Source organism: Sphingobium sp. SG1 (genome assembly GCF_057063145.1).
This window is the reverse complement of record NZ_JBVVOJ010000010.1, coordinates 12,357-34,531: the sequence shown is the minus strand read 5'-3', so window position 1 is coordinate 34,531 and position 22,175 is coordinate 12,357. Positions and strand designations below refer to the sequence as shown.

Here is a 22,175-nt window from a genome sequence, read left to right as displayed (position 1 = left end):
GGCTCTACTTTTTCGGCTTCCGGCTGTCAGCGAAAGCGCCGTTCGCCTTGCTCCCGCAGGATGGCGAACGGCACTCTCATATCATGCGCGGATCAGCAGCACGTCGACGATCGGCTTCTTGCCGGTCCAGCGCGTCGCGGTGCGGCGCACGGCGAGGCGCAGGCGTTCGCGCAGGGCTTCCTGCTCCATAGATCCCTTGGCGACGGCTGCCGCCGCTTCCTCGGCCGCTTCGGCAAGGAAGGCATCCTTGTCTTCCTCCACCGGCACGCCCTGGGTGCGCAGCACGGGTTCGCCGATCAGGCGGTTCTTGGCGTCGAGCGCCACGGCGACGCTGATCTGGCCGTGCAGGCCGAGCTTGCGCCGTTCGTTCATGGTCGCGCCGTCGGCGGGCAGGATGACGTCGCCGTCAAGCACCAGACGGCCGGTATCCTCATGACCGATGATCGTCGGCTTGCCCGGTGCCAGGCGCAGCAGGTCGCCGTTCGACTGGACCACGGCATCGGGGATGCCGGTGGCGAGGCCAAGCCGCGCCTGTTCCGCCATGTGGCGACGCTCGCCATGAACCGGCAGCAGGATGGCGGGGCGGATCCAGCGATACATGGATTCCAGTTCCGGGCGGCCCGGATGGCCCGAGACATGGACCTCGGCCTGGCGGTCGGTCACCATGATGATGCCCTTGGTCGCCAGCGCATTCTGGATGCGGCCGATCGCGATTTCATTGCCCGGAATCTGCTTGGACGAGAAGACGACGGTGTCGCCCTCGGCCAGCTTGATCGGGTGGCTGTCAAAGGCGATGCGCGAGAGCGCGGCGCGCGCCTCGCCCTGGCCGCCGGTGGCGATGAACATCACTTCCGATCGAGGCAGGTCCATCGCATCATCCCAGTCGACCAGCGGCGGGAAATCCTTGAGATAGCCGGCGGCCTTGGCGGTGCTGATGATGCGATCGAGCGAGCGGCCGGCGACGCACAGCTTGCGCCCGGTGGCGGCCGCGACCTCGCCCAGGGTCTGCACGCGCGCGGCGTTGGAGGCGAAGGTGGTTACCAGCACGCGGCCCTTCGCCGCCGCGACGGTCTGCATCAGGCCATCGCGCACGGTGCTTTCAGAACCCGACGGTTCTGGATTGAAGACATTGGTGCTGTCGCACACCAAGGCCAGCACGCCCTCGTCGCCGATCGCGGTCAGTTCCTCCGGGGTGGAGGGCTGGCCAAGCAGCGGGGCGGCGTCCAGCTTCCAGTCGCCGGTGTGGAAGATGCGGCCGTGCGGCGTGTCGATCAGGACGGCATTGCCCTCCGGGATCGAATGGGCCAGCGGCACGTAGCGGAAGCCGAACGGACCAAGATTGAAGCTGCCTTCATTCTCGATGACGTGGAGCTTGACCTCCTTGGTCAGGCCTTCCTCTTCCAGCTTCAGCCGGATCAGGCCCGCGGTGAAGGGCGTGGCATAGAGCGGCACGCCCAGGTCCGCCGCCAGATAGGGGATGGCGCCGATATGATCTTCATGGCCATGGGTCAGCACGATGCCGAGCAAATCGTCCTTGCGCTCCTCAATGAAGGCAAGGTCGGGCAGCACCAGTTCGACGCCGGGATAAAGCGGGTCGGCAAAGGTCAGGCCGAGATCGACCATGACCCATTTGCCCTGGCAACCATAAAGATTGACGTTCATGCCGATCTCGCCCGAGCCGCCAAGGGCCAGGAAGAGCAGCTCGTCCTTGGGTGTCATTCTGTCTGTAAACTCCGTTCGTACAGCAATGCGAGGCCCTGGATCGTCAGGTCGGGCGCGATCGCATCGAAAATATCGCTATTGTCATTGAAGAGGACGGCGAGTCCTCCGGTCGAAATCACTTTGGTCGGGCGGCCGATCTCGGCCCGCATCCGGGCGACCAGCCCCTCCATCATCGCCACATAGCCCCAGAAGACGCCGATCAGCATGGCGTCGGCCGTGGTCCGACCGATAACCGATCGGTTCTCTGGTGGGGCGATGGCGATGCGGGGCAGCTTGGCTGCGGCCGCCACCAGCGCATCGAGCGACAGGTTGATGCCCGGCGCGATGATGCCGCCCTTGTAGGCGCCGCGATAATCCACCACGTCGAAGGTGGTCGCCGTGCCGAAGTCGATGACGATCAGGTCGCCCTCATAAAGATGGTGGGCCGCGATCGCGTTTACAACCCGGTCGGCGCCGACCGAGGCCGGTTCCGCCACGTCCAGTTCAATGCCCCAGTCGACCAGCCCCTGGCCGGCGACCAGCGCGGTCGTCCTAAAATATTTGTCGGCCAGCACCTGAAGATTGTGGAGCGCGCGCGGCACGACCGTGGCGACGATCACCGCGTCGACATCGGCCATGGCATAGCCTTCCAGCATCAGCAGCTGGTTCAGCCACACGGCATATTCGTCGGCCGTGCGGCGCGGGTCGGTGGCGATGCGCCAGCGCGTCTTGATCTCACGCCCGTCGAGCAGCGCGAAAACGACATTGGTGTTGCCCGCGTCGATCGCGAGAAGCATGGCCGAACCCTCAGATGAGAAAGATATCGCCGGCATGAATGGCACGGGTATCGCCATTCGCCAAGCGCAGGATCAACATGCCCTGGCTGTCGAGCGTGCCGAAGCCGCCCTCCACCACGTCGCCGTCGGGCTGAACGACGCGCATCGGCGTGGCGGTCGGATGGGCATTGAGCAGCCAGTGCGTGCGCACCGGATCGAGGCCCTGGGCGCGCCAGATCGCCAGCCAATGGCCAAAGAGCTGGGCGAGGCGCTCCAGCAGCGCGGCGGCGTCCGCCCCCTCCCCGGTCGCGCCTTGCGCTGCGAGGCTGGTGACCGGACGGTCGAGGTCTTGCGGAAAATGGGTGACGTTGATGCCGATGCCGACGACCACGGCATCGCCGGTGCGTTCCAGCAGGATGCCGGCTATCTTCGCGCCGTCGACCAAAATGTCATTGGGCCATTTGATCCGCGCCTGCCCGGCACAGAGCGGCGCGACCAGCGCATGGACGGCGTTCGCCGCGACCAGCGCCAGCGTGTGCGCAATCGGGTCGCCCGGCTGCAGCCGGATCAGGGTGGAGCAATAGAGATTGCCGACCGGACTTTCCCACGCCCGGCCCAAACGACCGCGGCCTCCGGACTGCCGCTTTGCGCGCAGCCAGAGGCCCTCGGTTTCACCCTGCTCCGCCAATGCCAGCATGTCGGCATTGGTGGAGCCGGTTTCTTCTACGGTGCGAAACTGCGTCAGAACAGCGAAGCCGCCGCAGCCGCGCTGGCCTTGTCCAGCAGCGGGTTGAGCAGATAACCGAAGACGATCACGATGGCGCAGGCGGCCATGATGATATTCTCGACCGCCCCGCCCTTCGCCTCATAGGGCGCGGCCGGCTCGTCGAAATAGATCGTCTTGATGATCTTGAGATAATAGAAGGCGCCGATCACCGACATGGCGATGCCGAAGGCGGCGAGCGCGGTCAGGTTGGCGGCGACCGCGGCATCGAACACCAGGAACTTCGCCCAGAAGCCGAACAGCGGCGGGATACCAGCCATCGAGAACATGAAGATCGCGAAGGCGGCCGACAGGCCCTTGCGCGACTGCGACAGGCCGGCAAGGCTGGCGATCGTGTCGACCGGCTTGCCGTCGGCATCCCGCATCTGGAGGATGCAGGCGAAGGCGCCGATGGTCATGACGACGTAGATCGCCATGTAGCTCATCGTCGCGGCAACGCCGGCGGGCGTGCCGGCGGCGAGGCCGACCAGCGCGAAGCCGACATTGTTGATCGACGAATAGGCCATCAGACGCTTGATGCTGGTCTGGCCGATCGCCGCGACCGCACCGAACAGGATCGACGCGAGCGCAACGAAGATGATGATCTGCTGCCAGTCGAGGCCGGCCGGGCCGAGCGCTTCGATCGCGACGCGGACCATCAGGCCCATCGCAGCGACCTTGGGCGCGCTGCCGAAGAAGGCGGTGACCGGGGTCGGCGCGCCTTCATAAACGTCGGGCGTCCACATGTGGAACGGCACGGCGCTGATCTTGAAGGCGAGGCCCGCGAGCACGAAGACCAGGCCGAACAACTCGCCCTTCGACACGCCGTCGCCCATGGCGATGGCGATGCCGTCGAACGCGGTCGAACCGGTGAAGCCGTAGAGCAGCGAGATGCCGTAGAGCAGGATGCCGCTGGCCAGCGAACCGAGCACGAAATATTTCAGGCCCGCTTCCGACGACTTCTCGTCCTGGCGCATGAAGCTGGCCAACACGTAGGACGCGAGGCTGTTCATTTCCAGGCCGACATAGAGCGTCAGCATGTCGCCAGCCGAAACCATCATGCCCATGCCGATGGCGGCAAAGACGATCAGGACGGCATATTCGGGACGCAGCGCGCCGCCGGTGGCGAAGAAGCGCGGGGCCAGCAGGATGGCCGCACCGGCCGCGCCATAGATCAGCGCCTTGGCATAGACCGAGAAGGCGTCGGCACGGACCAGGCCGTCAAACGCGACCGGGCCATGCGCCATCGAGGTGCAGAGGCTGAGGCCGGCGGCGAGCAGTGCAAGCACCGCCAGCCAGTTGACGGCATGGGTCGAGCGGTCACCACCGAAGGCGGCGATCAGCATCAGCACCAGGCCGGAGCCGGTGAGGATGAGTTCCGGCAGTACGGCCAGAAGGGAAGCGGTTTCGATCATTAGTGCGCCTCCCCGTGCGCAGCGGCTTCTTCATGATGGCCCTCGCCTACCGGCTTGGGCGCACCCATCTTGATCTGGGAATCTCCTGCGGGAGCCGCAGGGGCGAGACGCGCTTCGAGCGCGCGGATGTCGGGACGCATCGGGGCCAGGAAGCTTTCCGGATAGACGCCCATCCAGAGCACCGCCGCGGCGATCGGGGCGAGCAGCCAGATTTCACGCGCCGACAGGTCGGGCATGGCGGCGGCATCGGCGTTCACCTGATCGCCGTAGCAGATGCGGCGATAGAGGTAGAGCATATAGGCCGCACCCAGAATGATGCCGGTGGTGCAGATCAGCGCCGCCCAGGTCGAGACCTGATAGATGCCCATCAGCGACAGGAATTCGCCGACGAAGTTGCTGGTGCCCGGCAGACCGACCGAAGCCATGGTGAAGAGCAGGAACAGCACGGCGTAGCGCGGCATGTTGATCGCGAGGCCACCATAGCGGTTGATCTCACGGGTGTGCAGGCGGTCATAGATCACGCCGACGCACAGGAACAGCGCGCCCGAGACGAGGCCGTGGCCCAGCATGACCATCATCGCGCCTTCCAGGCCCGCCTGGTTGAAGGCGAACAGGCCGATGGTGACGATCGCCATGTGCGCGACCGACGAATAGGCGATCAGCTTCTTCATGTCCGACTGAACCAGCGCGATGAGGCTGGTATAGACGACGGCGACCATCGACAGGCCCCAGACCCAGGGCGCGATCTGCGCCGAGGCTTCCGGGAACATCGGCAGCGAGAAGCGGATGAAGCCGTAGCCACCCATCTTCAGCAGCACGCCTGCCAGGATGACCGAACCAGCGGTCGGCGCCTGAACGTGCGCGTCGGGCAGCCAGGTGTGGACCGGCCACATCGGCATCTTCACCGCGAAGCTGGCGAAGAAGGCGAGGAACAGCCAGATCTGGATCTTCGGATCGAAGTTGTAGGCCATCAGGTCGGGGATGCGGGTCGTGCCGGCCTCATGCACCATCCACATCATCGCGATCAGCATCAGGACCGAGCCGAGCAGCGTGTAGAGGAAGAATTTGTACGAGGCGTAGATACGGTTCGCACCCCCCCAGATACCGATGATCAGATACATCGGGATCAGGCCGGCTTCGAACATGATGTAGAAGAGGTAGAGATCCTGCGCGGTGAAGACGCCGATCATCAGCACCTCCATGAACAGGAACGCCGCCATATATTCGCCGACGCGCTTGTTGATCGCGTTCCAGCTGGCACCGATACAGATCGGCATCAGGAACACCGTCAGTGCGATCAGCAGCAAGGCGATGCCGTCGATCCCGAGCGCCCACGCGAAGCGGCCGAAGATCGGCGCATATTCGGTGAACTGCCACTGGGCACCGGCGCCCGACTGATCGAAATTGACCCACAGGACGATGCCCAGGACCAGATCGACCAGCGTGGCGATCAGCGCAATCCAGCGCGCGTTATTGGCGCCAGCGAAGAGGCAGGCGATGGCACCAGCCATCGGCACTGCCATCATCAGGGAGAGGATGGGGAAGCCGTCCATTATCGTGTCATCGCCCAGGTTGCAGCCGCGGCGAGGCCAATCAGCATCACCAGCGCATAGGTGTAGAGGTAGCCGGACTGAAGCCGACGGGTGATCTTGTTGCCCTGCACGACCAGAGCAGCCAGCCCGTTGGGGCCGAAGCGGTCGATGAAGCCGACGTCACCGAACTGCCAGAAGAAGCGGCCGATGGCGAAGGCGGGCTTGACGAACAGGAAGTTGTACAGCTCGTCGAAGTACCACTTGTTGAGCAGGAACTGGTGCAGGGCGCCGAAGGTGGCGACGAAGCGCTGCGGCCAGTCGGTGTTCTTGATGTAGGCGAGCCAGGCAATGACCAGGCCGGTCAGCATCACGGTGAACGGACCGAACTTGACCCAGGTCGGCACTTCATGCGCGGCGTGCATTAGGTGGCTGTCGAACGCCAGGGCGCCCTTCCAGAACTCGATGCCCCCTTCCGGACCAATGAACTGGTCGTGGAAGACGAAGCCGGCGAACACGGCGCCCAGGCTGAGGACCAGCAGCGGGATCAGCATGACCAGGCCGCTTTCGTGCGGGTGGTAGCCACCGGTGCCGTCGCCAGCGTCATGGGCATGATGATCATGGCCATGATCGGCGTGTGCGTGGGCATGATCGTCATGATCATGGCCGGCATGGGCGTGGGCGTGATCGTCGTGCCCATGAGAGTCATGGAGGGCATGCTGGATATGTTCCGACTGGGTCCAGCGCGGCTTGCCGAAGAAGGTCAGGAAGACCAGGCGCCAGCTGTAGAAGCTGGTCAGCAGCGCGGCGAACACGCCGACATAATAGGCACCGATGCCCGCACCGCCCGACGCGAAGGCCGCTTCGAGAATGCCGTCCTTCGAATAGAAGCCGGCGAAACCGACGCCGACGAGCGGCAGGCCGACGCCCGTGATGGCGAGGGTACCGAGCGTCATGGTCCAGAAGGTCACGGGGATCTTCTTACGCAGGCCGCCATAGTAACGCATGTCCTGCTCATGGTGCATCGCATGGATGACCGAGCCGGCGCCCAGGAACAGCAGCGCCTTGAAGAAGGCATGGGTGAAGAGGTGGAACATCGCCGCGCCATAGGCGCCGCAACCGGCCGCAAAGAACATGTAGCCCAGCTGCGAACAGGTCGAATAGGCGATGACGCGCTTGATGTCGGTCTGCACGGTGCCGACGGTGGCGGCGAACAGACAGGTGGCGGCACCGATATAGGTGACCACGGTCAGCGCGGTCGGCGACATTTCGAACATCGGCGACAGACGGCAGACCATGAAGACACCGGCGGTGACCATGGTGGCCGCGTGGATCAGCGCCGACACCGGGGTCGGGCCTTCCATCGCGTCGGGAAGCCAGGTGTGGAGGCCGAGCTGCGCCGACTTGCCCATCGCGCCGACGAACAGCAGCAGGCAGAGCACGGTCATGGTGTCGAAGCGGTGACCCAGGAAGCCGATGGTCGAACCCGCCATCGACGGGGCCATTTCCAGGATTTCCGGGATCGAGATGGTGTTGAACACCAGATAGGTGCCGAAAATACCCATCATGAAGCCAAGGTCGCCGACGCGGTTGACGACGAACGCCTTGATCGCGGCCGCATTGGCCGACGGCTTGCGGAACCAGAAACCGATCAGCAGGTAGGAGGCCAGACCCACGCCTTCCCAACCGAAGAACATCTGCAGCAGATTGTTCGCGGTCACGAGCATCAGCATCGCGAAGGTGAAGAGCGAGAGATAGGCGAAGAAGCGCGGCTGGTCCGGCTCTTCGTCCATATAGCCCCAGCTATAGAGGTGGACGAGGCTGGACACGCTGGTGATGACCACCAGCATGACCGCCGTCATGGTGTCGACCCGCAGCGCCCACTGGGCATCGAAGCTGCCGCTTTCGATCCAGGTGAAGACGGGCGCGACATAGGGTTCGGCGTGGCCGGTCAGGAAGCTGATGAAGATCGGCCAGGACATGGCGCAGGCTGCGAACAGCGCGCCGGTCGTGACGATCTTAGCGGGCAGCTTGCCCAGAGCCTTGTTGCCAAGGCCGGCGATGGCTGCGGCGAGCAGCGGGAGAAGGACGATAAGCTGGATCATGGGATTTGGCTCAGCCCTTCATCCGGTTGACATCGTCGACGGCGATGGTGCCGCGACCACGGAAGTAAATGACGAGGATGGCGAGGCCGATGGCCGCTTCACCCGCCGCGACGGTCAGCACGAACATCGAGAAGACCTGGCCCACCAGATCACCCAGGAAGGCGCTGAAGGCGACGAGGTTGATGTTCACGCTGAGGAGGATCAGCTCGATCGCCATCAGGATGATGATGACATTCTTGCGGTTGATGAAGATGCCGAGCACCCCCATCACGAAGAGGATGGCGCTGACCACCATATAATGTTGAAGGCCGATCACAGCTCCACCCCCTGCCCCACGGGCTGATTGATGTTGCGCACGGCGTCCTGCGGACGACGGCGGTTCTGCTTGGCAACATTCTGACCACGGACGCCGCCACGGGCACGATGGGTCAGCACGATGGCGCCGATCATCGCGACCAGCAGGACGATACCCGCCGCCTCGAACAGGAAGATGTAGCGGGTGTAGAGAATGCCGCCGATCGCCTGGATGTTGGAAAGTTCCGGATTGGCCGGGGCCGCACGCTGCGCGAGTTCGATCGGGCCGGCGCTCCACAGGCCGATGCCGAGGACGATTTCCGCCAGCAGCACGAGCGCGATCAGCAGGCCGAACGGCAGATAACTGACGAAGCCGGCGCGCAGTTCGGCGAAGTCGATGTCGAGCATCATGACGACGAACAGGAACAGCACCGCGACCGCGCCGACATAGACGATGACAAGCAGCATCGCGATGAATTCGGCGCCGAGCAGGATCATCAGACCGGCAGCGTTGAAGAAGGCCAGGATCAGCCAGAGGACCGAGTGGACCGGGTTGCGCGACAATATCGTGAGCGCGCCGCTGCTCACCACCAGAATGGCGAACAGGTAAAAGGCGAGGACGTGGATCACAGGTTCATATTCCCTTTGACGCCGGCGGCTTAACGATAGGGGGCATCGGCAGCAAGATTGGCAGCGATGGCACGCTCCCACTTGTCACCGTTTTCCAGGAGCTTGGCCTTGTCGTAGATCAGCTCCTCGCGGGTTTCGGTCGCGAACTCGAAGTTCGGGCCCTCGACAATCGCATCGACCGGGCAGGCTTCCTGGCAGAAGCCGCAATAGATGCACTTGGTCATGTCGATGTCGTAGCGCGTGGTACGGCGGCTGCCATCGTCGCGCGGCTGCGCCTCGATGGTGATCGCCTGCGCCGGACAAATGGCCTCGCACAGCTTGCACGCGATGCAGCGCTCTTCCCCGTTGGGATAGCGGCGCAGCGCATGTTCACCACGGAAACGCGGCGAAATCGGGTTCTTCTCGTACGGGTAGTTGATCGTCGCCTTGGGCTTGAAGAAATACTTCAAGGTCAGCCAGTGCGCCTTCACGAACTCCCAGAGGGTGAAGCTTTTGACGTAGTAACCGAGGCTCATTGTGCGCCTCCATAGCGCGTCAGCATGAGGAAGCCCGAAACCAGGAAGACGAAGAAGAGCGAGGTCGGCAGGAAAATCTTCCAGCCCAGCCGCATCAACTGGTCATAACGGTAGCGGGGCACCGTCGCCTTCACCCAGGAGAAGACGAAGAAGAAGAAGGCGATCTTGAGCAGGAACCAGATGATGCCCGGCACCAGATAGAGCGGCGCCCAGTCGAACGGCGGCAGATAGCCACCCCAGAACAGGATCGCGTTGAGGCCGCACATCAGGATGACGTTGGCATATTCGCCGAGCCAGAACAGAGCGAAGGCCATCGACGAATATTCGGTCTGGTAACCCGCGACCAGTTCGGATTCCGCTTCAGTCAGGTCGAACGGCGCGCGCGCCGTTTCCGCCATGGCCGAAATCAGGAACATGATCGCCATCGGGAACAGCAGCGGGTTGAAGCCGTTGCCGTTGAGGAAGCCATAATAGCCCTTCTGGCTTTCCACGATCGCCGACATGTTGAAGCTGCCGGCCCACAGCACGACGGTGATCAGGATGAAGCCGATCGAGACTTCATAGGAGATCATCTGCGCGCTGGCGCGGATCGCGGAGTAGAAGGGATATTTGGAGTTGGACGCCCAGCCCGCCAGCACCACGCCATAGACGCCGAGCGACGAGATGGCGAGGATGTAGAGCAGGCCGACATTGACGTTCGACACCATCACGCCGACGCCGAAGGGGATGACGGCCCAGGCCATCAGCGCCACGGTGAAGGTGATGATCGGCGCGATCAGGAACAGGGCCTTGTTCGACGCCGAGGGAACGATGGTTTCCTGCAGGAAGACCTTGAGGCCGTCCGCGAAGGACTGAAGCAGGCCCAGCGGGCCGACGACGTTGGGACCACGGCGCAGCGCCATGGCGGCCCAGATCTTGCGGTCGGCATAGATGATCATGGCGACGGCCAGCATCAGCGGCAGTGCGATGACCAGGATACCGACAATGGTCGAAAGCAGCCAGGCGCCCTCGAAAGGCAGGCCGAGGCCTTGGAAGAAAGCGGTCACTCTGCGGCCTCCGCGAAGCTTTCACCATGGATCAGCTCGGCCGAGCATTGCTGCATCGTCGGGCTGGCGCGGCAGATCGCGTTGGTGAGGTAGAAATCCTTGATCGGCGAACCCAGCTCGCCGGTCGCACCGGTGGGCAGCGACGGCACCGACCAGCCATAGTTGGCGATACCTTCGACGCCGAGCGCGGGAACCGCCTTGACCATTTCGGCGCGCAGCGCGTCGAAGGTATCGAACGGCAGCTTGGCACCCAGCGCTTCCGACAGGGCGCGCAGGATCGACCAGTCCTCGCGGGCGTCGCCCGGCGCGAACACGGCCTTTTCACCGAACTGCACCCGGCCTTCCAGGTTGACGTAGGTGCCGGCCTTTTCGGCATAGCTTGCGCCCGGCAGGATCACGTCCGCCGCATGGGCGCCCTTGTCGCCATGATGGCCGACATAGACCTTGAAGCTGGTTTCGAAGGCCGAATAGTCGACTTCGTCGGCGCCGAGCGAGAAGAGCAGCTTCGGTGCAGCCGCAGCCACGGCCTTGATGCCGCCCTTGGTCGCATAGCCCAGCATCAGGCCGCCCATGCGGGCCGCCGCGAAGTGCAGGACGTTGTAACCGTTCCAGCCGTCCTTGATCAGGCCCAGCGTCTCGACCAGTGCCAGCGTGTCGCCATGCGCACCGTCCTTGGCCAGCACGCCGCCACCGACGATCATCGCCGGACGGGCAGCGCCCTTGAAGGCTTCGAGCACGGCGTCCGGCAGCTTGGCCAGCAGCGACGCGTCATTGCCCAGCCATTCGACCTTGTAGGTCAGGTCGAATTCGGGACCGACGGCGAAGACCTTCGCGCCCTTCTTGATCGCCTTGCGGATGCGGGTGTTTACCAGCGGCGCTTCCCAGCGCAGGTTGGTGCCGACCAGCAGGATGACGTCCGCGGTTTCGAGATCGGCGAGCGGGGTGTTGAACACCACCGACGACAGGCTCGACACATCGTAGGACAGGCCGGTCTGACGGCCTTCCAGCAGCGAACCGCCGAGCTTTTCGACCAGCGCCTTGCCCGCGAACATGGTTTCGCAGTCGAGCAGGTCGCCGGCGATCGCCGCGACGCTGCCGCCATGCTGGACGGCGGCGACGGCGGCAAAGGCTTCCGCCCAGGTCGCCGGAACCAGCTTGCCATCCTTGCGGACGAACGGCTTGTCGAGACGCTTGCGGACCAGACCGTCGACATTGTGACGGGTCTTGTCCGACGCCCACTCCTCGTTCACGTCGTCATTGATGCGCGGCACGGCGCGCAGCACCTGACGACCACGGCTGTCGAGGCGGATGTTGGTGCCGAGCGCGTCCATCACGTCGATCGCATGGGTCTTCTTGAGTTCCCACGGACGCGCTTCGAAAGCGTAGGGCTTGGCGGTCAGCGCACCGACCGGGCACAGGTCGACCACATTGCCCGACAGCTCGCTCTTGGCGGCATGTTCGAGATAGGTGGTGATCTGCATATTCTCGCCGCGATAGATGGCGCCGATTTCCGGCACGCCCGCGACTTCCTCTGCAAAGCGCACACAACGGGTACACTGGATGCAGCGGGTCATGACCGTCTTGACGATCGGCCCCATATTCTTCTCGGTGACGGCGCGCTTATTCTCGTCATAGCGCGACGAACCACGGCCATAGGCGACCGACTGGTCCTGAAGATCGCACTCGCCACCCTGGTCACAGATCGGGCAATCCAGCGGGTGGTTGATGAGCAGGAACTCCATCACCCCTTCGCGGGCCTTCTTGACCATTTCGCTGTCGGTGCGGATTTCCTGGCCTTCGGTGGCCGGAAGCGCGCACGACGCCTGCGGCTTGGGCGGCCCAGGCTTCACCTCGACCAGGCACATGCGGCAATTGCCGGCGATGGAAAGGCGCTCATGATAGCAGAAACGGGGGATTTCCTTCCCCGCCTGCTCGCAAGCCTGGAGGACTGTGGCGCCCGCCGGGACTTCGAGTTCTACGCCGTCTACTTTGACCTTCGGCATGGTTACTCCGCTGCCTCCATGACGGGGGCACTACCCTTGTTCTCGTTGATCCGGCGCTCGATTTCCGGACGGAAGTGCCGGATCAGCCCCTGGATCGGCCATGCCGCTGCGTCGCCAAGCGCGCAGATGGTGTGGCCTTCAACCTGCTTGGTCACCTGGAACAGCATGTCGATTTCGCTCTGGTCCGCGTCGCCGGTGCGCAGACGCTCCATGACGCGCCACATCCAGCCGGTGCCTTCGCGGCACGGCGTACACTGGCCGCAGCTCTCATGCTTGTAGAAGTAGGAGAGACGCGAAATGGCGCGGACGATGTCGGTCGACTTGTCCATGACGATGACGGCGGCGGTGCCCAGGCCCGAGCCCAGCGCGCGCAGACCGTCAAAGTCCATCGGTGCGTCCATGATTTCCTTCGCAGGAACCAGCGGCACCGACGACCCGCCCGGAATGACCGCGAGCAGATTGTCCCAGCCGCCACGGATGCCGCCGCAATGGCGATCGATCAGTTCGCGGAACGGGATCGACATCGATTCCTCGACGACGCAGGGCTTGTTCACATGGCCGCTAATCTGGAACAGCTTGGTGCCGCGGTTGTTCTCACGACCGAAGCCGTTGAACCAGGCGGCGCCGCGACGCAGGATCGTCGGCGCAACCGCGATCGATTCCACGTTGTTGACGGTGGTCGGGCAGCCATAGAGGCCCGCGCCGGCCGGGAAAGGCGGCTTCAGGCGGGGCTGGCCCTTCTTGCCCTCGATGCTTTCGATCTGGGCGGTTTCCTCGCCGCAGATATAGGCGCCGGCGCCACGATGGACGAACACGTCGAAATCATAGCCCGACCCGCAGGCATTCTTGCCGATGAAGCCCTTTTCATAGGCCTGCTCGACGGCGGCGAAGAGCACCTTCGCCTCGTAGATGAACTCACCGCGGATATAGATGTAGGCGGCACGCGCCCGCATCGCGAAACCGGCGATCAGCGCGCCTTCGATCAGCTTGTGCGGATCGTGGCGGATGATTTCGCGGTCCTTGCACGAACCCGGTTCGGATTCGTCGGCGTTGATGACGAGGAAGCTGGGACGGCCGTCCTTGCTTTCCTTGGGCATGAAGCTCCACTTCATGCCGGTCGGGAAGCCGGCGCCACCACGGCCGCGCAGGTTCGACGCCTTGATGGTGTCGATGATCGCGTCCTGGCCGATTTCCATCAGCTTCTTGGTATTGTCCCAATCGCCACGCTTCATCGCGGCGTCGACGCCCCAATCCTGGAAGCCGTGGACGTTGGTGAAGATGCGGTCCTTGTCGGACAGCGGCCCGACGAAGGGGGCCGGTGCGGGTGCATCGGTCATGCCGTCGCTCCTTCGTTCCATTGACCGCGATAGTCGTGATTTTCGCCGACCATCTCCTTGAGGGTGGTCGGGCCACCTTCCGGCGCGCTGGTCTGGCGATCGATCTGCGGACCGATCTTGGGCTGGCCGCCGGCGGCCAGCGTTTCCAGGATGGCGATGGTGCTGTCGTAGGTCAGATCTTCGAAATTATCGTCGTTGATCTGGACCATCGGCGCGTTGGCGCAGGCACCAAGGCATTCGACCTCATTGAGGGTGAACAGGCCGTCGGGGGTCGTGCCGCCCTTGACCAGGCCCTTGTTCTTGCACGCGGCAAAGACATCGTCCGACCCGCGCAGCATGCACGGCGTCGTGCCGCAAACCTGCACATGGTAGCGACCGACCGGCGCCAGATTGTACATGGTGTAGAAGGTCGCCACCTCATAGACGCGCATGTACGGCATATCGAGCTGACGCCCGATATATTCCATGACCGGAACCGGCAGCCAGCCATTGGTCTGGGTTTCCGCACCGACCTGGCGCTGGGCCAGGTCGAGCAGCGGCATCACCGCCGACTGCTGGCGACCGGCGGGATAGCGCGCGATGACCTTCTTTGCCTGCTCGGCATTTTCGGGCGTCCACTCGAACGCGCCCCAGCGCGCGCGGGTTTCGGCCTCATCGGGGATATGAACTGCATCAGCCATTATCGGTCACATTCTCCGAACACGATGTCCATCGCGCCCAGTACAGCGGTTGTATCGGCCAGCATGTGGCCCTTCATCATGAAGTCCATCGCCTGCAGATGGCTGAAGGCGGTCGGGCGAATCTTGCAGCGATAGGGCTTGTTGGAGCCGTCGCTGACCAGATAGACGCCGAATTCGCCCTTGGGGCTTTCGGTCGCCACATAGACTTCGCCCGCGGGGACGTGGAAGCCCTCGGTATAGAGCTTGAAATGGTGGATCAGCGCTTCCATCGACTTCTTCATCTCGCCGCGCTTGGGCGGGGAGACCTTGCGGTCGAAGCTGGCGATCGGCCCTTCGGGCATTTCGCTGAGGCACTGCTTCATGATGCGCGCGGACTGGCGCACTTCCTCGACGCGGACCATGAACCGGTCATAGCAGTCGAACGCGGTGCCGACCGGAACGTCGAATTCCATGCGGTCATAGACGTCGTAGGGCTGCGCCTTGCGGATGTCCCAGGCAATGCCCGAACCACGCAACATCGGGCCGGAGAAGCCCCACTTCAGCGCATCTTCCTTGCTGACGATCGAGATGTCGACATTGCGCTGCTTGAAGATGCGATTGTCGACGACCAAGCTCATCGCGTCCTCGAACAGGCGCGGCAGACGGGTGTCGAGCCAGTCGGCGATGTCAGTCAGCAGCTTGAGCGGCACGTCCTGATGGACGCCACCCGGCCGGAAATAGGCCGAATGCATGCGGGCGCCCGAAGCGCGCTCGAAGAAGTTGAGGCAATCCTCGCGGATTTCGAACAGCCACAGGTTCGGCGTCATCGCGCCAACGTCCATGACGTGCGAACCCAGGTTCAGCATGTGATTGCAGATACGGGTCAGTTCCGCGAAGAACACGCGCAGATATTGCGCGCGCAGCGGCACTTCCAGGTTCAGCAGCTTTTCGACCGCCAGAACATAGCTATGCTCCATGCCGAGCGGCGAACAATAGTCCAGCCGGTCGAAATAGGGCAGCGCCTGCATATAGGTCTTGTGCTCGATCAGCTTTTCGGTGCCGCGATGCAGCAGGCCGACATGCGGGTCGCAGCGCTCGACGATTTCGCCGTCCAGTTCCATGACCAGACGCAGAACGCCGTGCGCTGCAGGGTGCTGCGGACCGAAGTTGATCGTGTAGTTCTGGATTTCCGTGTCACCATAGGCCGGGTCGGCCGCATCGGTGACATGATCCATCTTTTCGAGATAGTCGGACATCAGGCCTTACCTTCGGGCTTGGCAGCCCCCTTGCCTTCATCGGTTTCGGCGGCGGACTTGGCCGGCGCGTCGGCCGACTTTTCCTCGGCCTTCTTGTTGGCGGCATCGCCGGCACCGGTGTCGGCCTTGCTTTCCGTCGCCTTGGGCGTGGGTGCGGCTGCGGGCGCAGGAGCCGGCGCAGCAGGTGCCGCCGCCTTCTCGTCCCCGGGCAGCACATATTGCGCGCCTTCCCAGGGCGACATGAAGTCGAAGCTGCGGAAGTCCTGGGCCAGCTTCACCGGCTCATAGACGACGCGCTTGTCTTCTTCCGAATAGCGCAGCTCGACATAGCCGGTCAGCGGGAAGTCCTTGCGCTGCGGATGCCCCTTGAAGCCATAGTCGGTCAGGATGCGACGCAGGTCGGTATTGCCGTCGAAGATGACGCCATACATGTCGAACACTTCGCGCTCCAGCCAGCCGGCGACCGGCCAGAGGTGCGTGACGGTCGGCACCGGCGTATCCTCGTCGGTCGAAACCTTGACGCGGACGCGGTGGTTCCGCGTGACGCTGAGCAGGTGATAGGCGACCTCGAACCGGTCCGGACGCTCCGGATAGTCGACGCCGGCAATTTCCATCAGCTGCTGGTAATGCGCCATGTCGCGCAGCGCGACCATGGCATTGGCCAGGTCGTCGCGCGCGACAACGAAGGTCAACTCATCGGCATGATCGATGGTTTCGATCAGCATCGAACCCAGCAGGGCGCCGATTTCCCCGGCGATCCCTTCGGGGTTCACGATCTTGGGTGCAGAATGGCCCATATTAACGCTCAATCGTCCCGATCCGGCGGATCTTCCGCTGCAGCTGCATGATGCCGTAGAGCAGAGCTTCGGCAGTGGGCGGGCAGCCCGGCACATAGATGTCGACCGGCACGATGCGGTCACAGCCACGGACGACCGAATAGCTATAGTGGTAGTAACCACCGCCATTGGCGCAGCTGCCCATCGAAATCACATATTTCGGGTTAGACATCTGGTCATAGACCTTGCGGAGCGCCGGAGCCATCTTGTTGCACAGCGTGCCCGCGACGATCATCACGTCCGACTGGCGCGGAGACGCGCGCGGCGCGGCGCCGAAGCGCTCCATGTCGTAGCGCGGCATGTTGACGTGAATCATCTCCACGGCGCAGCAGGCCAGACCGAAGGTCATCCACCACAGCGAACCCGTGCGGGCCCACTGGAACAGTTCCTCGGTCGAGGTGACAAGGAAACCCTTGTCGCTGACTTCACTGCTGAGCGCGTTGAAGAAGTCCTGGTCGGGCTGCGTCCCCATCGGCGGCATGGTGCCGGGAATGGGGCTGGTCAGTTCTACTCCCAATCGAGTGCTCCCTTCTTCCACGCATAGACGAGGCCGAGCACCAGCTCCGCTATGAAGATCATCATCGTCGCCCAGCCGGCCCAGCCGATCTGGTCAAGGCTCACCGCCCAGGGAAAGAGGAATGCCGCTTCCAGGTCGAAAATGATGAACAGGATGGCGACAAGGTAGAAACGCACGTCGAACTGGCTGCGCGGCTCTTCAAATGCGGGGAAGCCGCATTCATATTCGGACAGCTTGGCAGGATCGGGCTTGTGCGCACCGGTCAGGCGGCCAACCAGCATCGGCAAGAAGACGAAGGTGCTGGAGAGCAGCAGAGCGATCCCGAGAAAGATCAGGATCGGCAGATATTGGCTGAGATCGACCAATGGAATCCCCTGGGCGAAAATTGTTCTGGGGGGCCTTTAGGCCTGCTGCATATGCGAAGCAAGGGGCGAACCCATGAGAATGATTCGCAACAATTGCAAAGGCTTGATCGCGTTACCAAAAGCGCAAGAGACGATTGCCGCAGACACAAAAAAACAGGCGCCGGACCACCTCTGGAAGTCCGAAGACTCGCCGCGGTGGGCCGACGCCCTTTGCTCTTAAATCAGAAGCTTAGCAGAGCCTGATTCACGCCATCGGCGGAAACGCGAAGCACCTCCCCCAATCGCGACCAGGCTCTTAGCGCAGCGCGCCGGCCACCAGCTTGTGCAGCTTGCTGTGGGTCGCGTCATTGCCGGCGATCACTTCCTTGCGGTCGATCATCTGGTCGCCGCCACGGAAGTCGCTGACGAAGCCGCCGGCCTCGCGCACCATCAGGATGCCAGCCGCCACGTCCCAGGGCTGGAGGCCGCTTTCCCAGAAGCCGTCATAGCGGCCCGAAGCGACATGGGCGAGGTCGAGCGAGGCGGCACCGAAGCGACGCAGGCCAGCGACCGAAGGCGCCACCGCACCGAAGATCCGGGTCCATTCGGCCATGTTGCCATGGCCCATGAACGGGATGCCGGTGGCGATCAGGCAGTCGGCAAGGTCACGGCGGGCCGAGACGCGCAGACGCTGGTCATGACGCCAGGCGCCGCGATTCTTTTCCGCCCAATAGCTTTCGTCGGTGACCGGCTGATAGATCAGGCCCGAGGTCACTTCGCGCTTGCCACCGAACAAAGGCTCCTCGACCGCGATCGAGATGGCGAAGTGCGGGATGCCATGCAGGAAGTTGGTGGTGCCGTCGAGCGGATCGATGATCCAGCGCGGCTTGTTGGGATCGCCCTCGATCACCCCGCCCTCTTCCAGCAGGAAGCCCCAGTCGGGACGCGCCTTCTGCAGTTCCTCGACCAGCGTCTGCTCGGCCTGCTTGTCGGCCTTGGACACGAAGTCCGCCGGCCCCTTGCGCGACACCTGCAGATGCTCGACCTCGCCGAAGTCGCGGCGCAGCTTGGAGCCGGCCTTGCGGGCGGCGCGTTCCATGACGGTGAGAAGGCCGGAATGGGATACCATGTAAAATCTCCGCCGCCCCGGTGGGCGGCCTTTGCTTTATTTCTTGGGGGCGGGCTTGGCGGCGGCCGGACGATAGCCACAGGTGCCGGCGATCACCGCCAGCATCTGCGAGGGATCCTTGCGGTTCACCTTGCCCGGATTGCCCGCGATCACCTTGTCGGTCGCCGCACTGATCTGCGACAGCGAATTGCTGTAGAGGCATTCGAACAGCGCGGTCTTGACCGGCGCCTCGACCTCCTTCGACTCCAATGCGCTGCTGATGACCTGCAGCACATAGGCCGCACTGTCGATCTGCGCCTTGGACGGCTTGTTGACCGTCTGGGCAGGGAGCGCAGCCGGCACAGCGCCGATCGCGAGGATGGCGGCGACTGCCGTGCTGCGCCCGAACCGCATCAGTCGGCCCGCTTCACATATTCGCGCTCATAGACATCGACCACGATGCGCGTGCCGGTGACGATGTGCGGCGGAACCATGACGCGGACGCCATTGTCAAGGATCGCCGGCTTGTAGCTGGCCGATGCGGTCTGGCCCTTCACCACGGCGTCGGCTTCGACGATGGTCGCTTCGACCGTCTCGGGCAGCTGGACGCTGATCGGACGTTCTTCATACATTTCCAGCATGACCATCATGCCGTCCTGCAGGAAGGCGGCGGCATCGCCGACCAGGTCCATCGGCAGGTTGATCTGGTCATAGGTTTCGGTGTCCATGAACACCAGCATGTCACCCTCGGGGTAGAGATACTGGAAATCCTTGGTGTCGAGGCGGATGCGCTCGACGCTCTCGGCCGAGCGGAAGCGGACATTGTTCTTGCGGCCATCGATCAGGTTCTTCAGTTCCACCTGCATATAGGCGCCGCCCTTGCCGGGCTGGGTGTGCTGAATCTTGACGGCGCGCCACAGGCCACCCTCATATTCGATATTGTTGCCGGGACGAATGTCCACGCCGCTGATCTTCATGGGAAGAGCCTGCCTATATGTCTGAATGTGGAAAAGAGCCGGCCTCTGCGAGGCTGGCCGCGCCTTTACCGCGAGACGGCGCCAAGGGCAAGAGGGCGGCGTTTCCGCTTAACTTCGCACATTTCCCGCACATTTTGAAATTCGCTTTCCTACTTGAGCAATTTTCGATCGCGGCTGGCCCCAATGATAGCCGATCGCGGGCCGATAGGACAGGTCATTGGCCGACCAGCAGCGGATAGGGATTGATCGGCTGGCCACCATACCAGGGATCAGCCGGCGCCATGCGGTTGACGGCGAAATGGACGTGCGGCGCGGCGGCATCGGCATTGCCGGTGCTGCCCACGGTCGCGATGCGCTGCCCGCGCCTGACCGCCTGCCCTTCGCGCAGGGCCGGCGCATAGCTGTCGAGATGGGCATAATAATAGAGGGTGCGCCCGTCGGGCGAGCGCTCATAGAGGGTGCGGCCACCCGCCTCGCTCCAGAAGATCTTCTCGATCCGGCCGCCGGCGGCAGCCAGCACCGCCCTGCCCCGCGCCGCCATGATGTCGATCGCATCATGCGGACGGGCGCCGCCTGCCCGTGCCTGGGTGAAGGTGTCGCTGAGCGCGGAGGCCGGCACGCCCTCCACCGGGATCAGCAGCGCACCGTCGCTGACGGCTGGCGGCGCGGATGCAGCGGATCGCACCGGCGCATCGGCCGGGACGATCCGCACGCAATAGCGGGCGAAGGCGATGCAGAGCAGCAGCGCGACCGCGATACCGCCCCACAGCCGGACATTCATGCCTGGAACTTGGCCTTGACGCCGCTCTTCACCATCTGTGCCAGCCGCGCGGCGTCCCAGTTGGTGAGGCGGATGCAGCCATGGCTTTCGGTGCGGCCGATCAGTTGCGGTTCGGGCGTGCCATGGATGCCATAATGATCCTTGGACAGATCGATCCACACGACGCCGACCGGGCCGTTGGGGCCGGGCTTCAGCACCGCCTTCTGATCCTTGGACGCGGCATCCCAGAACAGGTCGGGATTATAATGGAAGTCGGGATTGCGGCTGACGCCCTTGATCGTCCATTCGCCCAGCGGCAGCGGATCATGCTGTGACCCGGTGGTGACCGGGAATTGTGCGATCAGGCGGTTGTCCGCACCATAGACCTTGAGCAGCCCTTCCGACTTGTCGACCACCAGATGGTCGGCCTGTGGCTGGTCCTTGGCGACGCCGAGGCTGGCGAGCGTTTCGCCCCAGCCGCGCTCGTCGCCATCGATCTGTGCCACCGGCTGGTTGGCGATCGCCGGCACGCGGATGGTCGCGCCGGCGGCGACCTTCGTATTGGCCGGGTTCATGCCGGTCAGCACTTCGGGCGTGGTATGGAAGCGCTCCGCCAGTTTTTCGAGCAGGTTGCGATAGGTGAGCGCGGGCAGGCTCGCCTGGTTGTTCAGCCCCTTGGGAATGTCGAAGAAGGGCCCGCGGGCAAAGCCGTCGGGAATGCGCACCAGCCAGGTGGTCGGCTTCGCCTCCCCCTCCAGCAGCGCGGCCGAGGTCTTCTGGTCATAATCGCCGGTGACGGGCAGCTTGTTCGCCTCCTGGAAGCCGCGCAAGGCCGCCTTGAAGCTCATGCCGTCCTTGCCGTCGATCACGCCGGGCGAGAAGCCCCAGCGATCGAGCGCCACCTGCGCCTGCAATATCTGGTTGGGCTGCCAGGGCTTGCCGCCGGGTTCCTCGACCACCTGGAAAGCATAGGCGGCCGAGGGATCGGACGCGGCCTGTGTCTGGTTGATCGGTGCCTGGTTGGTTGGCGCGGCTGGCTGGCTTTCATTGGCGTCGGTGGTCGACACATTGCAGGCCGCGCACAGTAGCGGCAGGCCGAGAAGACGATATTTCAAGGCGATACTCTCCCACATCATGGAAGAGACAACGCAGCAGGCGGCGGAAAGCTGCCTGTGCCGCTGCGATCAGATAGCTTCGGCCTCCGCCTTGGCCTTCTCGCGCTCGCGTATCCCCTCAAGATCCCGGTCGAGGAAATAGTTGAGGAAGGTGCGGATGGCCGCGATCGCCCCGAGCTTGCCGATTTCCGCCCAGGTCGGGGCGATGCTGGTTTCCACGATATCGGCCGCAAGCTGGAAACTGAGCCCGGCGACCGCCCAGCGGCCAAAGCTCATCCAGACCGGCATGAGCTTCGATTCGTCCGCCTTGAACAATAGCAGCCCCGTCAGGCCGATCGCGCCCTGAACCGAGCCGATGGCGATCGCCAGGATCGCCAGCAGATTGACCAGCAGCGCGACATATTCCGCCAACTGATGGACGAATTCTTCCAACGCCATGCCCAGCACCCCTTGCCCGATTGCGGGGATGCTGGCCCGGCGGCGGCCCTT

The 22,175-nt window shown here is 63.7% G+C and carries 23 protein-coding genes; all 23 read right to left on the bottom strand.

What is annotated here, in order from left to right:
* Positions 1–81: 81 nt before the first annotated feature.
* Complete coding sequence (locus AC0KVN_RS19190) at positions 82–1,719, bottom strand: ribonuclease J (protein ID WP_037507521.1); 1,638 nt, start codon at positions 1,717–1,719, stop codon at positions 82–84.
* Positions 1,716–2,498: a type III pantothenate kinase gene (locus AC0KVN_RS19185; protein ID WP_435567720.1), complete on the bottom strand. Its 783-nt coding sequence runs from the start codon at positions 2,496–2,498 to the stop codon at positions 1,716–1,718. The genes AC0KVN_RS19190 and AC0KVN_RS19185 overlap by 4 nt, the downstream gene beginning before the upstream one ends.
* Before the next feature lie 10 nt (positions 2,499–2,508).
* Positions 2,509–3,222 carry a biotin--[acetyl-CoA-carboxylase] ligase gene (locus AC0KVN_RS19180; protein WP_435567757.1) on the bottom strand — a complete coding sequence of 238 codons (714 nt, stop codon included), beginning with the start codon at positions 3,220–3,222 and terminating at the stop codon, positions 2,509–2,511.
* On the bottom strand, positions 3,219–4,655 hold the full coding sequence (nuoN, locus tag AC0KVN_RS19175) for an NADH-quinone oxidoreductase subunit NuoN (RefSeq protein ID WP_004211750.1): 1,437 nt from the start codon (positions 4,653–4,655) through the stop codon (positions 3,219–3,221). The genes AC0KVN_RS19180 and nuoN overlap by 4 nt, the downstream gene beginning before the upstream one ends.
* A complete protein-coding gene (locus AC0KVN_RS19170; RefSeq protein ID WP_435567722.1) occupies positions 4,655–6,208 on the bottom strand; it encodes an NADH-quinone oxidoreductase subunit M in 1,554 nt (517 codons plus the stop codon). Before AC0KVN_RS19170 ends, nuoN begins: the two co-directional genes overlap by 1 nt.
* The gene (gene nuoL / locus AC0KVN_RS19165) at positions 6,208–8,289 is read right to left on the bottom strand and encodes an NADH-quinone oxidoreductase subunit L (protein WP_435567723.1); all 2,082 of its coding nucleotides are present in this window, start codon (positions 8,287–8,289) and stop codon (positions 6,208–6,210) included. The genes AC0KVN_RS19170 and nuoL overlap by 1 nt, the downstream gene beginning before the upstream one ends.
* A 10-nt stretch (positions 8,290–8,299) precedes the next feature.
* Positions 8,300–8,605, bottom strand: coding sequence for an NADH-quinone oxidoreductase subunit NuoK (gene nuoK / locus AC0KVN_RS19160; RefSeq protein WP_004211745.1), 306 nt, complete (start codon positions 8,603–8,605; stop codon positions 8,300–8,302).
* Positions 8,602–9,213 carry an NADH-quinone oxidoreductase subunit J gene (locus AC0KVN_RS19155; protein ID WP_004211740.1) on the bottom strand — a complete coding sequence of 204 codons (612 nt, stop codon included), beginning with the start codon at positions 9,211–9,213 and terminating at the stop codon, positions 8,602–8,604. The genes nuoK and AC0KVN_RS19155 overlap by 4 nt, the downstream gene beginning before the upstream one ends.
* Positions 9,214–9,242: 29 nt before the next feature.
* Positions 9,243–9,728 (bottom strand): NADH-quinone oxidoreductase subunit NuoI, encoded by a 486-nt coding sequence (gene nuoI, locus AC0KVN_RS19150; protein ID WP_004211738.1) that lies wholly within the window; start codon positions 9,726–9,728, stop codon positions 9,243–9,245.
* The gene (gene nuoH / locus AC0KVN_RS19145; RefSeq protein WP_435567724.1) at positions 9,725–10,774 is read right to left on the bottom strand and encodes an NADH-quinone oxidoreductase subunit NuoH; all 1,050 of its coding nucleotides are present in this window, start codon (positions 10,772–10,774) and stop codon (positions 9,725–9,727) included. The genes nuoI and nuoH overlap by 4 nt, the downstream gene beginning before the upstream one ends.
* Positions 10,771–12,777: an NADH-quinone oxidoreductase subunit NuoG gene (nuoG, locus tag AC0KVN_RS19140; RefSeq protein ID WP_435567725.1), complete on the bottom strand. Its 2,007-nt coding sequence runs from the start codon at positions 12,775–12,777 to the stop codon at positions 10,771–10,773. The genes nuoH and nuoG overlap by 4 nt, the downstream gene beginning before the upstream one ends.
* 2 nt (positions 12,778–12,779) lie before the next feature.
* Positions 12,780–14,114, bottom strand: coding sequence for an NADH-quinone oxidoreductase subunit NuoF (gene nuoF, locus AC0KVN_RS19135; RefSeq protein ID WP_004211735.1), 1,335 nt, complete (start codon positions 14,112–14,114; stop codon positions 12,780–12,782).
* On the bottom strand, positions 14,111–14,794 hold the full coding sequence (locus AC0KVN_RS19130; RefSeq protein WP_004211734.1) for a complex I 24 kDa subunit family protein: 684 nt from the start codon (positions 14,792–14,794) through the stop codon (positions 14,111–14,113). Before AC0KVN_RS19130 ends, nuoF begins: the two co-directional genes overlap by 4 nt.
* Complete coding sequence (locus AC0KVN_RS19125; protein ID WP_004211732.1) at positions 14,794–16,029, bottom strand: NADH-quinone oxidoreductase subunit D; 1,236 nt, start codon at positions 16,027–16,029, stop codon at positions 14,794–14,796. The genes AC0KVN_RS19130 and AC0KVN_RS19125 overlap by 1 nt, the downstream gene beginning before the upstream one ends.
* Positions 16,029–16,826 (bottom strand): NADH-quinone oxidoreductase subunit C, encoded by a 798-nt coding sequence (locus AC0KVN_RS19120; protein ID WP_435567726.1) that lies wholly within the window; start codon positions 16,824–16,826, stop codon positions 16,029–16,031. The genes AC0KVN_RS19125 and AC0KVN_RS19120 overlap by 1 nt, the downstream gene beginning before the upstream one ends.
* 1 nt (position 16,827) lies before the next feature.
* Positions 16,828–17,382: a NuoB/complex I 20 kDa subunit family protein gene (locus AC0KVN_RS19115; protein WP_004211730.1), complete on the bottom strand. Its 555-nt coding sequence runs from the start codon at positions 17,380–17,382 to the stop codon at positions 16,828–16,830.
* A complete protein-coding gene (locus AC0KVN_RS19110; protein ID WP_004211729.1) occupies positions 17,373–17,747 on the bottom strand; it encodes an NADH-quinone oxidoreductase subunit A in 375 nt (124 codons plus the stop codon). The genes AC0KVN_RS19115 and AC0KVN_RS19110 overlap by 10 nt, the downstream gene beginning before the upstream one ends.
* A gap of 295 nt (positions 17,748–18,042) precedes the next feature.
* Entirely contained in the window at positions 18,043–18,855 is an 813-nt protein-coding gene (locus AC0KVN_RS19105; RefSeq protein WP_004211727.1) for an inositol monophosphatase family protein, read from the bottom strand.
* A gap of 36 nt (positions 18,856–18,891) precedes the next feature.
* Positions 18,892–19,248 (bottom strand): hypothetical protein, encoded by a 357-nt coding sequence (locus AC0KVN_RS19100; RefSeq protein WP_435567728.1) that lies wholly within the window; start codon positions 19,246–19,248, stop codon positions 18,892–18,894.
* Positions 19,248–19,811, bottom strand: coding sequence for an elongation factor P (gene efp, locus AC0KVN_RS19095; protein WP_004211725.1), 564 nt, complete (start codon positions 19,809–19,811; stop codon positions 19,248–19,250). The genes AC0KVN_RS19100 and efp overlap by 1 nt, the downstream gene beginning before the upstream one ends.
* A gap of 214 nt (positions 19,812–20,025) precedes the next feature.
* Positions 20,026–20,592, bottom strand: a complete 567-nt coding sequence (locus tag AC0KVN_RS19090) for a M23 family metallopeptidase (protein ID WP_483656329.1) — start codon at positions 20,590–20,592, stop codon at positions 20,026–20,028.
* On the bottom strand, positions 20,589–21,707 hold the full coding sequence (locus AC0KVN_RS19085; RefSeq protein ID WP_435567731.1) for a L,D-transpeptidase family protein: 1,119 nt from the start codon (positions 21,705–21,707) through the stop codon (positions 20,589–20,591). Before AC0KVN_RS19085 ends, AC0KVN_RS19090 begins: the two co-directional genes overlap by 4 nt.
* 48 nt (positions 21,708–21,755) lie before the next feature.
* Entirely contained in the window at positions 21,756–22,124 is a 369-nt protein-coding gene (locus AC0KVN_RS19080) for a DUF1622 domain-containing protein (RefSeq protein WP_004211722.1), read from the bottom strand.
* Positions 22,125–22,175 lie beyond the last annotated feature (51 nt).